The sequence below is a fragment of the Streptomyces sp. AC627_RSS907 genome, assembly GCF_019049165.1.
Window position 1 is genome coordinate 90,794 of record NZ_JAGMUE010000005.1, and the last position, 11,645, is coordinate 102,438.

Sequence of the window (11,645 nt, forward strand, 5' to 3'; positions counted from 1 at the left end):
GTGTCCGCCACCGCACCGTCCCCCCGCCCGCGGCGCCGCCCACCCCGCGAGACAGCCGGCTCCCCCCTGCTCCTCGGCCACGGCCGGCTGCCCCGCGTCCTGGCCGGCACGGCGCTGGCCGTCCTGGCGGCCATCTGGCTGGTGCCGTTCCTGTGGACGATCGCCACCTCCGTCCAGAGCGAGCAGGACGTGTCCAGCCCCGGACTGTCCCCGCTCAAGGGCGCCTTCACCCTGGAGGCGTACCGGCAGATCCTCGAACGCGGGAACGTGGCCGTCTGGGCCCTCAACAGCTTCCTGATCGCCGCGCTGGTCACCCTGATCACCGTGGCCGTCTCCACGCTCGCCGCGTACGGGTTCTCGCGCGGCACGTTCCGCGGCCGCAGGGCGCTGCTCGCGGTCACCGTCGCCGCCGTCATGGTCCCGCCGCAACTGCTGGTCGTGCCGCTGTTCGAGCAGATGCTCCTGTTCAACCTGGTGGACACCTACGCGGCGGTCATCCTCCCCCAGGTCGTCGCCCCGATGATGGTGTTCATCCTCAAGCGGTTCTTCGACGGCATCCCCCGCGAGCTGGAGGAGGCGGCCCGGATCGACGGCGCCTCCGAGCTGCGGGTCTTCCGGTCGATCGTGCTGCCGCTCTCGCGGCCGATCGTGGCCGCGGTGGCGATCTTCGTCTTCATCGGAGCGTGGAACAACTTCATGTGGCCGTTCATCGTGACCAACGACCCCGACCTGATGACCCTCCCGGTGGGACTGGCCACCGTGAAGGACGCCTACGGCATCCAGTACGCGCAGTCCATGGCATCGGCCCTGCTGGCGGCGCTGCCGCTGATCGTGGTCTTCCTCCTCTTCCAGCGCCGCATCGTCAACTCCGTGGCCACCACCGGCCTCGGCGGTTCCTGACCCGTTCCCCCCGCTGTACACACGGGCCCGGCACACCACGCCGGCCCACCGATCGACTGGAGCATGTGTGCCCACTCACTCCGCACCGCGCCCGGAGTACCCGCGACCGCAGTTCGTGCGCCGCGACTGGCTCAACCTGAACGGCGCCTGGCAGTTCGAGACGGACCGAGGGGACAGCGGGCTCGAACGCGGTCTGCTCGACCGCGAACTGCGCGACGAGATCCTCGTGCCCTTCCCGCCCGAGTCCGAGCTGTCCGGCATCGGCGACACCGACTTCCTGGAGGCCGTCTGGTACCGGCGGACCCTCACCCTGCCGGCGGCGTGGGCCGGGCGCCGGGTGCTGCTGCACTTCGGCGCCGTCGACCACGACACCACCGTGTGGGTGGACGGCAGGGAGGTGGCCCGGCACCGCGGCGGCTTCACCCCCTTCACCGCCGACCTCGGCGACATCGCCGGGGCGGGGGAGGAGGCCGTCGTCACCGCCCGGGCCCGCGACCCCAGGTCCGGCCCGCAGGCACGCGGCAAGCAGGCCGTGCAGTACGCCAACCACGACTGCAACTACACCCGGGTGACCGGCATCTGGCAGACCGTCTGGCTCGAGCCCGTGCCCGACGTGCACCTGCGCCGCCCCCGGATCACCCCGGACCTGGCCGGCTCCGCCTTCCACCTCGAACTGCCGCTGTCCGGCAACCGGCCCGGCCACCGGGTGCGCGCCGTGCTCAGTGACGCCGACGGCGAGGTGAGCCGCGCCGAGGCCCGCGCCGACCTGGACCTCGCCCCGCGCCTGCACCTGCCGGTGCCGGACGACCGGCGACGCGAGTGGGGCCCCGACGACCCGCACCTGTACGACCTGCGCCTCGAACTCCTCGACGCCTCCGGGCAGGTCGTCGACAGCGCGGAGAGCTACGCCGGGCTGCGCGCCGTGGCACTGCGGGGCAAGGCCGTCCTCCTCAACGGGCGGCCGCTCTTCCAGCGTCTCGTCCTCGACCAGGGCTGGTACCCGGACGGGCTGATGACCGCACCGACCGACGAGGCGCTGGTCCGGGACATCGAGCTGGCCATGGAAGCGGGCTTCAACGGAGCCCGGCTGCACCAGAAGGTCTTCGAGGAGCGCTTCCTCTACCACGCGGACCGCCTCGGCTACCTGGTCTGGGGCGAGTTCGGCGACTGGGGCTGCGAGACGGGCGGCTCCTCGGGCGACAACCAGCGCCCCGACGCCTCCTACGTCGCGCAGTGGCTGGAAGCCCTGGAGCGCGACTACTCGCACCCCTCGATCATCGGCTGGTGCCCGCTGAACGAGACCTACCAGAAGCTGCACGACCGCATCACGCAGCTCGACGACGTGACCCGCGCGATGTTCCTGGCCACCAAGGCCATGGACACCACCCGGCCGGTGATCGACGCCTCCGGATACGCCCATCGGGTCGCCGAGACCGACATCTACGACGCCCACACCTACGAGCAGGACCCGGCGGTCTTCCGCCGGCTGATGTCCGGCCTCGCCAAGGACACCCCCTTCGTCAACACCCACGAGAACGGCGCCCCCTACTCGCAGCCCTACCGCGGGCAGCCGTACTTCATCAGCGAGTTCGGCGGCATCTGGTGGGACCCCGAGGCGGCCGCAGACCGGTCGGGCGAGGACCGCACCGTCTCCTGGGGATACGGCGAACGGGTCCGCGACGAGGAGGAGTTCCACGAGCGGTTCAGCGGTCTCACCGAGGTGCTGCTGCGGGACCGAGGCATGTTCGGCTACTGCTACACCCAGCTGACCGACGTCTTCCAGGAGCAGAACGGCATCTACCGCTTCGACCGGGGCCGCAAACTCGATGTCGAACGCGTCCGCGCCGCGCAGCTGCGTCCGGCCGCGATCGAGGAGCAGGACCCGGCGTAGCGAACCCCGTGGGCCGCAGGCGGCAGCACCGCCTGAGGCCCACGGGCACGGTGCCAGAAGGGACGGTCGCCCTCGATGGCGACGCGTTCGGCGACGCGGCGGCCGGACCCGTGGTCGCCCACCGCGTAGTGCTGCGCGGCCCGGTTGTCCCAGAAGGCGATGCCGCCGCGCTGCCGGCGGAGACGCACCTGGTACTCGGGAACGTGCGCCTGCCGCAACAGGTGGCGCAGCAGCCGGTCGCTCTCGTCCCGGTCCATGCCCCGGGATGTGCGTGGTGCGGGACGTGTTGTGACGAACAGCGTCCGCCGCCCGGTCCCGGGACGGGTGCGTACGACGGGGTGCTCCACGGGCGGGAAGAATGTCCCGTGGTCCTGTCGACGGGGCTCCGGGCGTCAGGCCGCCTGGGTGAGTTCCGCGCGTCCGAAGAGGATCGCGTAGCCGGAGGGGAGCTGGGCGAGGACGCGGTCCAGCAGGGCGGGCCCGGCGAGGCGCGCGACGACGCCCAGGACGGAGCCGACGTCCCAGCGAGTGGTCGCGAGGGTGCCGCCGGTGCGGGCGGCGAGGTCCCGGACGAAGGCCCAGCCGGTCATCGAGTCCGTTCCGGGGATCTGGGAGGCGAAGATCCGGCGGGCTTCGAGGGGGAGGCGGGCCGCCAGTTCGACACGTTCCTCGCCGGTGACGCGGCGGCCGAGGGCGGCCAGGACGGCGGTGACGACGTCTTCGGCTCGCTCGCGGGTGGGGTAGGCGCCGTCGTAGCGGACCTGCTCCAGCAACTGGCCGAACGTCATGGCCGGTTCGGTGGTGATGGACGCCGGGGCCGTCGTGGACTGCATCGGTGGAGGACGCCTTTCTCGCTGTCGGGGTCTGTCTGAAGGGGATCGGCCGGTGACCGGCGGAACACGGGCGCGTCGGTCACCGGGCGTGCGGGCCGGGGGCCGTGCCGTCCTGCGGCCGACCGAAGAGCAGGTCGTATCCGGGCGGGAGCTGGAGCAGGACCCGGCGGACCAGCTCCTCGCCCGCCGCGTCGGCGGTCACGCTGAGCACGGCGCCGATGTCCCAGGCCGCGGTCTGTTCCGTGGCCCCCTCGATCCACGCCGCGGTGGCCCGTACGAACCGCTCGGCGGAGAGGGGTTCGGCGGCCTGGAGCGGGTTGAGCAGGATCAGGGCGAAGGTCTCCGGGAGCCGGGCGGCCAGCTCTGCCCGTACCTCACCGACCAGGTGTGCGCCGAGGAGCGCCAGCACGGTGCGCGCGGCGCGGTCCGCCTCGGCGCGGGTCGGGTACTCGCCGCGTTCCTGTACCCGGTCGAGGAACACGTCCCACCGCATGGCCATCGGGGTACTCCTTCCCTGGGCGCTTCCTGCCGGCGCGCGGGCAGGAGGCGGAGGGCGGGGTGGCCGTCCGCCCTCCGCGACCGGGAGCGGGGCTCTGCCTCAGCCGGAGATCTCCTTGCGGTCCGCGCCCCCGCTGATGGAGATCTTGCGGGGCTTGGCCCGCTCGGCGATCGGGACGCGCAGGGTGAGCACGCCCGCGTCGTAGTCGGCACTGATGTGCTCGGTGTCCAGGGTGTCGGCCAGCATCACCTGGCGGGAGAACACGCCCAGCGGACGCTCCGAGAGCTCCATCTGGACGTCGTCACCCTTGGTGACGGGCCGGCGCTCGGCCCGGACGGTCAGCATGTTCCGCTCGACATCGATGTCGATCGCGTCCGGGTCGACACCGGGCAGATCGAGTGCGATCACGTACGCGTCACCCTCCCGGTAGGCGTCCATCGGCATCGCCGTGGGACGCGACCAGGTGCCGGACGCGTTGCCGAACAGCTGCTGGGTGAGCCGGTCGAACTCACGGAAAGGATCGGTGCGCATCAGCATCGTGAACACCTCCACTTCGAGCAGAACCGCTCATGCGCTGCTTCCTGCTTTTCTTGTAGCATGTCATCGAAATGATGACAAGTGATGGTGTCACCCGTCGGGTGACGTGATCGAGCGGAGGTGACCCATGACCGCAGACCCGCAGGAACCCGGTTCCCGGCCCGCGTCCTTCCTCGCCGCCGAGGCAGCGCTGGCGGCGATCGACGAGGCGGTGCGCACCGCCCAGACACCGCCGGCCGGGGAGCAGCCCGGCTCCGAGGTCAGCTCCGAGCAGGCACTGGCCGCGCTGCTGCTCCTGCGCGAGGTGCGCGACCAGCTGGCGGGGTGGGAGACGGGACTGATCGAGACCGCCCGCGAGGCAGGCGCGAGCTGGGCCGACCTCGCCCATCCCCTCGGCGTCGCCAGCCGGCAGGCCGCGGAACGCCGCTACCTGCGCCTGCGCCCGGGAGCACCCGGCACCACCGGCGAACAACGCGTCCGCGCCACCCGGGACCGCCGCGCCGCCGACCGCGCCGTCACCACCTGGGCCCGCGGTAACGCCGCCGACCTCCGTCAGCTCGCCGGCCAGATCACCGCCCTCGCCGGTCTGCCGGCCGAGGCCCGCACCGCTCTCGTGCGGGCGCTGGGCCACGACGACGCCGCCGGGCTCATCGGGCCACTGACCAGCGCCCGGCATCACCTCTCGGCCCGCCATCCCGAGCTGGCCGCTCGCATCGACACCCTCACCCACCACACGGACCGGCTCCGCCGGGTCAGGCCGCCTGCGGAGTGAAGGCGAACAGGGCGTCTCCCTCGGGCTGGACGACGCCGTAGCTGCTCTCGGGGACCTTGTTCCAGACGCCGGGCAGGTTGCCCAGGGGTTCCGACACGATCAGGCGGGTGTCGTCGGACACCTCCTGGAGGAACGACATCCCGGGATGGAGCGAGCGCAGGGTCTCCACGCGGGTGCTGTAGTACAGCGAGCGTGAGTCCCCCTGGCTGGAGTAGCGGAACGCCCAGAGCCGGCGTCCGTCGGTCACGGCGACCGTCATCTGCAAGGGGTGTTCGACACCGTGCTCATGGCCGACCTCCTCCACCAGCCCCGCCATCCGTGCCACGGCCCCCGGCGGGTCCTGCTCCAGGCCCAGCGTGAGGGCCAGGAAGAACATCAGCTCCGAGTCCGTCGACCCCTCGATGTCGCGGAAGAGCCGGGGGGCGACGGCCAGGGCGAGGTCACGCCGGAGCCGGTGGAACTCGGCGATCGCGCCGTTGTGCATCCACATCCACCGGCCGTGGCGGAAGGGGTGGCAGTTGGTCTGCTGCACCGGGCTGCCCGTCGAGGCCCGGATGTGCGCGAAGAACAGGGGCGAACGGACGTGTCCCGCGATCTCCCGCAGATTGCGGTTGCTCCACGCCGGCCCGATCTCCCGGACGATCGCGGGCGTCCGCATCTCCGGGCCGAACCATCCGACGCCGAACCCGTCCCCGTTGGTCGTCTCGACGCCCATCCGGGAGTGCAGGCTCTGGTCGATCAGCGAGTGCTCCGGCTCGTACAGGATCGTCTCGAGCAGCACGGGGGTACCGGAGTAGGCAAGCCATCGGCACATCGTCTGCCGCCTCTCTGGTCGTGGGCGCGTGCCGCGCGCGGCCCCGGACGTTCAGTCGACCGGCCAGGTGTGGACCGGGGCGTTGAGGTGCATGTACTCCATGTACTGCTGGGTCATCCGCCGCAGGGCCTCGTGGCGGCCCGGCCGGGCGGTGGCGTCGATGTGGTGGAACATCTCCTTCTGCCAGACCGCCCCGTTGCGGCCGGTGACGCACCGCTGCTCGATGATGCCGAGCAGCGGCTCCCGCCAGGCCGCGTCCATGCCGGAGAGTTCCAGCCCCCGGTGCGCCAGCGGCAGCAGCCGTCGCAGGACGAGTTCGGGCACGGGCACCTCGCCCATGCCGGGCCAGTACAGCCGCGCCTCGATACCGTGCCGGGCCGCCGTGTGCAGGTTGTCCTCGGCGACCGAGAAGGACATCCGCGACCACACCGGCCGGTCCTCCTCCACCAGGGCGCGGGTGAGCCCGTAGTAGAAGGCGCCGTTGGCGAGGATGTCGGCGACGGTCGGACCGGCGGGCAGGACCCGGTTCTCCACCCGGACGTGCGGTTTGTCGTCGGCGACGGCGTAGACGGGCCGGTTCCAGCGGTAGATGGTGCCGTTGTGGAGGGTGAGCTCGCCCAGTTCGGGGATGTCGCCGCGGTCCAGCGTCTGCGCGGGGTCCTGTTCGTCGCACAGCGGCAGCAGCGCGGGGAAGTAGCGCAGGTTCTCCTCGAAGAGGTCGAAGACGCTGTTGATCCACCGCTCCCCGAACCACACCCGGGGCCGCACGCCCTGCGCCTTGATCTCCTGGGGCCGGGTGTCGGTGGCCTGCTCGAACAGGGGGATGCGGCTCTCGTGCCAGAGCTCCTTGCCGAGCAGGAAGGGCGAGTTGGCCGCGAGGGCGACCTGGACCCCGGCGATCGCCTGGGCCGCGTTCCAGTAGTCGGCGAACTCCTCCGGGGACACCTGGAGGTGGAACTGCGTGCTGGTGCAGGCGGCCTCCGGCGTGATCGTGTCCGCGTAGGTCCGCAACCGGTCGACGCCGTCCACCTCGATGTGCAGGTCCTCGCCCCGGGCCGCGAACACCTGGTCGTTGAGCAGCCGGTAGCGCGGGTTCTCCGAGAGGGCCGCCTCGCCCACGTCCGACTGGCGCAGCGTGGGAAGGATGCCGACCATGATCAGATGGGCGCCGACCGACCTGGCCCGGTCCTCGGCGTGGTTCAGGGCGGCGCGGATCTCGGTCTCCCAGGAGTCGGGGCCGCCCGCCGTCAGCCGGCGGGGAGGCACGTTGATCTCCAGGTTGAACCGCCCGAGCTCGGTGGACCAGGCGGGGTCCGCGATCGCTTCGAGCGCGTCGATGTTGCGCATCGCCGGCTCGGCCTTGTCGTCGACCAGGTTCAGCTCGATCTCCAGCCCCACCTGGGGCCGCTCGGTCTCGAACCGGGACTCGCGCAGCATCTGCGCGAAGGCCTCGAGGCACTCCTGCATCTTGATCCGGTACCGGCGCCGGTCCTCACGGGTGAAGACCAGCTCCGGGACGTCCCGTCCCATCGGCCCTCCCGGGGTTGGCTTCGTCGGGCGCCTGTCCACCCCAGCGTCGCACCACCCGGCGCCCCCCACCAGACGGGACGGGACGGGGCCCACCGCACACGGTGGGCCCCGTCCCTTCGGGTCCTCGTGCTGCCCGCAGCCCTACAGGCGGCCGGACTCCCGCACCGTGATCTTCGCGGAGGTGCGGCCCGTCGGGGAGGAGCCGTAGCCCTCGATCCGGTCCACCACGTCCGTGCCCTCGACGACCTTGCCGAAGACGACGTGCTTGCCGTCCAGCCACGGGGTCGGGACGGTGGTGATGAAGAACTGCGAGCCGTTGGTGTTCGGACCCGCGTTCGCCATGGAGAGCAGGTAGGGACCGGTGTGCTTCAGCGTGAAGTTCTCGTCGGCGAACTTCTCGCCGTAGATGCTCTTGCCACCGGTGCCGTCGCCCCGGGTGAAGTCACCGCCCTGGAGCATAAACTGCGGGATCACACGGTGGAACGGGGAACCCGCGTAGCCGAAGCCGTGCTCGCCGGTGGCCAGCTCGATGAAGTTCTTGGCGGTCTTGGGGGTGACGTCCTCGAAGAGTTCGAAGACGATGCGGCCCGCATCCTGACCGTCGATGTCGATGTCGAAGTAAACCTTGGAATTGCTCATCGCACCATTGTGACCTGCGGGCCCCCGTGATGCCGAACCGGCTGCCCCTTCATCGCGCGGCGAGCAGCCCGAGCGTGTCGATCACGCGGTTGGAGAAGCCCCACTCGTTGTCGTACCAGGCGACGACCTTGATGTGACGTCCGTCGACCCGGGTCAGGGCCGAGTCGAAGATCGACGAGGCCGGGTTGCCCGTGATGTCCGAGGACACCAGCGGGTCCTCCGAGTACTCGAGGACGCCGGCGAGCGGTCCCTCGGCGGCGGCGCGGTAGGCGGCCAGCACGTCCTCGCGCGTCACGTCACGGGCGACGGTGGTGTTGAGCTCGACGATCGAACCCACCGGTACCGGCACGCGGATCGAGTCGCCGGACAGCCTGCCGTCGAGGTTCGGCAGCACGAGGCCGATCGCCTTGGCGGCGCCCGTCGTGGTCGGCACGATGTTGACGCCGGCGGCACGGGCCCGGCGGGGGTCGCGGTGCGGGCCGTCCTGGAGGTTCTGCTCCTGCGTGTAGGCGTGCACCGTGGTCATGAAGCCGTGCTCGATGCCGGCCAGCTCGTCGAGCACGGCGGCCAGCGGCGCGAGCGCGTTGGTGGTGCAGGACGCGTTGGAGACGATCGTGTGCGCGGCCGGGTCGTACGCGTCGGTGTTGACGCCGAACGCGAGCGTGACGTCGGCACCGTTCGACGGCGCGCTGACCAGGACCTTCCTCGCGCCCGCGGTGATGTGGGCGCGGGCGGCGTCGGCCGAGGTGAAGCGGCCGGTCGCCTCCAGCACGATGTCGACGCCGAGCTCCGCCCACGGCAGTCGCGCCGGCTCGCGCTCGGCGAGCACCCTGATGCGGTGACCGTCGACGACGAGGGTGTCACCGTCGACGCTCACCGGGCGGCCGAGCCGTCCGGCCGTCGAGTCGAAGGCGAGCAGACGGGCCAGGGCGGCGGGCTCCGTGAGGTCGTTGACGGCGACCACCTCGAGCTTGGTGTCGCGTTCGAGCAGGGCGCGCAGGACGTTGCGTCCGATGCGGCCGAAGCCGTTGATGCCGATGCGCGTCATGAGTGGTGTGTCCCTTCGTTCCACGGGTCCTTCGCCACCAGACTCGCGCGCGCCGCCCGCGTGCGGCAGCGGCGCGAGTGCCACGGTTCGCAAGGATCGCGCCACGCGCCCCGGACCCGCGGCGGACTACTCGCCGCGGGCGAAGGTGCGCCGGTACTCGCTCGGTGTGGTGCCGAGGATGCGCTGGAAGTGAAGCCGCAGATTGGAGCCGGTGCCCAGACCGACGTCGGCGGCGATCTGCTCGACGCTCCGCTCCGAGCGTTCGAGCAGTTCACGGGCCATGTCGATGCGGGCGCGCATGACCCACTGCATCGGCGTGTACCCCGTGTCCTCGACGAAGCGCCGCGAGAACGTGCGTGCCGACACCGCCGCGTGCCGGGCGAGTGCCTCCAGGGTGAGGGGCTCGCCGAGCCGGCGCAGTGCCCACTCGCGGGTGGCGGCGAACCGCTCGCCCAGCGGCTCGGGCACGCTGCGCGGCACGTACTGCGCCTGGCCGCCGCTGCGGTAGGGGGCCGCGACGAGGCGCCGTGCCGCGTGGTTCGAGGCGGCGACCCCGAGGTCGCCGCGCAGTATGTGCAGGCACAGGTCGATGCCCGAGGCGGCGCCCGCGGACGTCAGCACGCTGCCCTCGTCGACGAACAGCACGTTCTCGTCGACCCGCACGCGAGGGTGCTTCGCCGCGAGCGCCCGCGTGTAGTGCCAGTGCGTGGTGGCGCGTCTGCCGTCGAGCAGGCCCGTCGCGGCGAGCGCGAAGGCGCCCGTGGAGATGGCGGCGAGCCGCGCCCCCCGCTCGTGGGCCGCCGTCAGCGCGTCGACGACGGCTCCGGGCGGCTCGTCCAGGTCGGGGGACCGGTAACCGGGCAGGAAGACGACGTCGGCCCACGCCAGCGCGTCGAGGCCGTGCGCCACGTGGTACGCCAGGCCGTCACCGCCGGTCACGAGGCCGGGCGCCGCACCGCACACCCGCACGTCGTACGGCATGCTGGCGCGCGTCGTGAACACCTGCGCGGGAATGCCCACGTCGAGCGGCTTCGCCCCCTCGAGCACGAGGACGGCGACGCGGCGGAGACGGGGTGACGGCACGGGGTCAGGTTACGCGGGGCGCGGGTCCTCAGCTCAGGCCGAGGGTGCTCATGGCGTGCTCGGCCATGCGCCGCTCACCGAGGGCGTTGGGGTGGACGGGGACGAGGCTCCGGCCGAAGAGGAGTGGTTCGATCCAGCGGGTGCCGCGGGCCGCACAGGCGTCGTGGCCGTCGGACACCCCCGAGAAGTCCACGTAGGTGACACCGGTCTCCTCGGCGGCGCGCCGGACGACGGCGTTGAGGTGCGCCTGAATGCCCCGCAGGTACGGGACGTCGCCGGAGGCGATCGGCAGCTTCGCGAAACAGGACGGGTCCGCGGTCGCCGGAGTGATCCACGGGTAACCCAGGGCTGCCACCCGGGCGTTGGGGGCCTTGGCGCGGACGTCGCGCAGCGCGGCCTTGAGCGCGGGATAGGTGTTGACGTCGATCTGGTCGTCGAAGGTCGTGCCGTGCCGGTCCTTGCACGGGCTGCCCTTGCCTCCGCTGAGGAGGCCCGCGGAGCCGCAGGCCGTCACGGCGTTGACGAACGTGTTGTTGTCGTTGCCGCCGATGGTCAGGGTGACCAGGTCCGTGTCGGCGCTGAGCGCGTCCACCTGGGGGCCGACGCCCGGGTACTGGGCCTGCGTGAAGTGCGCGGTCTGGGCGGCGCCGCAGGTGACGTCCTTGAGGCGGGCGCCCGTCGCGGCGGCGATGACGTGGGGGTAGTTCGCGGTGGAGCGCAGACAGAGCAGATTGGTGGGGTCCACGGGCAGGACGCCCGAGCCGGCGCTGTAGCTGTCGCCGAGGGCGACGTAGTCCACGGAGGTGGTGGCGTGGGCGGTGGCGTCGGTGAGGCCGAGGGCCAGGGTGCCGACGGCGGCGACTGCCGCGGTCATGACACGACGACGGACGGCGTGCTTCGGCATGGGCTCTCTCTTTCTCCGGGCGTGGGCACGGGGGCGTGGGGGGACGGGGGCGGGCGCGACGGCGCCCTGGGTGTGCGCTGTTCCGTGAGAGTGAGGCCGGGGGTTACCGGTGGTTCTACTCACAAGTAATGTGCACGCGCCCCTGACTTCCCGTCAATGTCGCCGACCGGATTCCCCGCGGCGGGTGCCTTCCGC

At 71.8% G+C, this 11,645-nt stretch carries 12 protein-coding genes and 1 pseudogene; 3 read left to right on the forward strand and 10 right to left on the reverse strand.

Going from position 1 to position 11,645, the window contains the following annotated elements:
- The gene (locus tag KUM32_RS01170) at positions 1-900 is read left to right on the forward strand and encodes a carbohydrate ABC transporter permease (protein ID WP_217139832.1); all 900 of its coding nucleotides are present in this window, start codon (positions 1-3) and stop codon (positions 898-900) included.
- Between the two features lie 67 nt (positions 901-967).
- A complete protein-coding gene (locus KUM32_RS01175; RefSeq protein WP_217139833.1) occupies positions 968-2,791 on the forward strand; it encodes a glycoside hydrolase family 2 protein in 1,824 nt (607 codons plus the stop codon).
- Here the strand turns inward: KUM32_RS01175 and KUM32_RS01180 are convergent.
- The 4 genes and pseudogenes from KUM32_RS01180 to KUM32_RS01195 all read right to left on the reverse strand — a co-directional run.
- Positions 2,698-3,162, reverse strand: a pseudogene (locus KUM32_RS01180) (TauD/TfdA dioxygenase family protein); the annotation flags it as partial. The gene KUM32_RS01175 and the pseudogene KUM32_RS01180 sit on opposite strands and share 94 nt — an antisense overlap.
- A 21-nt stretch (positions 3,163-3,183) precedes the next feature.
- Positions 3,184-3,624: a DUF2267 domain-containing protein gene (locus KUM32_RS01185; RefSeq protein ID WP_217139835.1), complete on the reverse strand. Its 441-nt coding sequence runs from the start codon at positions 3,622-3,624 to the stop codon at positions 3,184-3,186.
- Between the two features lie 79 nt (positions 3,625-3,703).
- Entirely contained in the window at positions 3,704-4,123 is a 420-nt protein-coding gene (locus tag KUM32_RS01190) for a DUF2267 domain-containing protein (protein WP_217139836.1), read from the reverse strand.
- A 99-nt stretch (positions 4,124-4,222) separates the two neighbouring features.
- Complete coding sequence (locus KUM32_RS01195) at positions 4,223-4,660, reverse strand: Hsp20/alpha crystallin family protein (RefSeq protein WP_217139837.1); 438 nt, start codon at positions 4,658-4,660, stop codon at positions 4,223-4,225.
- A gap of 127 nt (positions 4,661-4,787) precedes the next feature.
- Here KUM32_RS01195 and KUM32_RS01200 point away from each other — a divergent pair, with 127 nt between their 5' ends.
- On the forward strand, positions 4,788-5,432 hold the full coding sequence (locus tag KUM32_RS01200; RefSeq protein WP_217139838.1) for a type III effector protein: 645 nt from the start codon (positions 4,788-4,790) through the stop codon (positions 5,430-5,432).
- Here KUM32_RS01200 and KUM32_RS01205 read toward each other — a convergent pair.
- The 6 genes from KUM32_RS01205 to KUM32_RS01230 form a co-directional block, all read right to left on the reverse strand.
- Positions 5,413-6,246 carry a class II glutamine amidotransferase gene (locus KUM32_RS01205; protein WP_217139839.1) on the reverse strand — a complete coding sequence of 278 codons (834 nt, stop codon included), beginning with the start codon at positions 6,244-6,246 and terminating at the stop codon, positions 5,413-5,415. The two genes, KUM32_RS01200 and KUM32_RS01205, sit on opposite strands and share 20 nt — an antisense overlap.
- Positions 6,247-6,297: 51 nt before the next feature.
- Positions 6,298-7,776 carry a glutamate-cysteine ligase family protein gene (locus tag KUM32_RS01210; RefSeq protein WP_217139840.1) on the reverse strand — a complete coding sequence of 493 codons (1,479 nt, stop codon included), beginning with the start codon at positions 7,774-7,776 and terminating at the stop codon, positions 6,298-6,300.
- A 141-nt stretch (positions 7,777-7,917) separates the two neighbouring features.
- On the reverse strand, positions 7,918-8,415 hold the full coding sequence (locus KUM32_RS01215; protein ID WP_217139841.1) for a peptidylprolyl isomerase: 498 nt from the start codon (positions 8,413-8,415) through the stop codon (positions 7,918-7,920).
- A gap of 49 nt (positions 8,416-8,464) precedes the next feature.
- A complete protein-coding gene (gene gap / locus KUM32_RS01220) occupies positions 8,465-9,463 on the reverse strand; it encodes a type I glyceraldehyde-3-phosphate dehydrogenase (protein WP_217139842.1) in 999 nt (332 codons plus the stop codon).
- Positions 9,464-9,589: 126 nt separating this feature from the next.
- A complete protein-coding gene (locus KUM32_RS01225) occupies positions 9,590-10,546 on the reverse strand; it encodes a GlxA family transcriptional regulator (protein ID WP_217139843.1) in 957 nt (318 codons plus the stop codon).
- A gap of 28 nt (positions 10,547-10,574) precedes the next feature.
- The gene (locus KUM32_RS01230) at positions 10,575-11,450 is read right to left on the reverse strand and encodes an SGNH/GDSL hydrolase family protein (RefSeq protein WP_217139844.1); all 876 of its coding nucleotides are present in this window, start codon (positions 11,448-11,450) and stop codon (positions 10,575-10,577) included.
- Positions 11,451-11,645: the final 195 nt, after the last annotated feature.

What these genes read in the sequence shown, in the direction of transcription:
- KUM32_RS01185 (WP_217139835.1), bottom strand. Translation starts at nt 3,624, where the DNA reads ATGCAGTCCACGACGGCCCCGGCGTCCATCACCACCGAACCGGCCATG.
- KUM32_RS01190 (WP_217139836.1), bottom strand. Translation starts at nt 4,123, where the DNA reads ATGGCCATGCGGTGGGACGTGTTCCTCGACCGGGTACAGGAACGCGGC.
- KUM32_RS01195 (WP_217139837.1), bottom strand. Translation starts at nt 4,660, where the DNA reads ATGCTGATGCGCACCGATCCTTTCCGTGAGTTCGACCGGCTCACCCAG.
- KUM32_RS01200 (WP_217139838.1), top strand. Translation starts at nt 4,788, where the DNA reads ATGACCGCAGACCCGCAGGAACCCGGTTCCCGGCCCGCGTCCTTCCTC.
- KUM32_RS01205 (WP_217139839.1), bottom strand. Translation starts at nt 6,246, where the DNA reads ATGTGCCGATGGCTTGCCTACTCCGGTACCCCCGTGCTGCTCGAGACG.
- KUM32_RS01210 (WP_217139840.1), bottom strand. Translation starts at nt 7,776, where the DNA reads ATGGGACGGGACGTCCCGGAGCTGGTCTTCACCCGTGAGGACCGGCGC.
- KUM32_RS01215 (WP_217139841.1), bottom strand. Translation starts at nt 8,415, where the DNA reads ATGAGCAATTCCAAGGTTTACTTCGACATCGACATCGACGGTCAGGAT.
- gap (WP_217139842.1), bottom strand. Translation starts at nt 9,463, where the DNA reads ATGACGCGCATCGGCATCAACGGCTTCGGCCGCATCGGACGCAACGTC.
- KUM32_RS01230 (WP_217139844.1), bottom strand. Translation starts at nt 11,450, where the DNA reads ATGCCGAAGCACGCCGTCCGTCGTCGTGTCATGACCGCGGCAGTCGCC.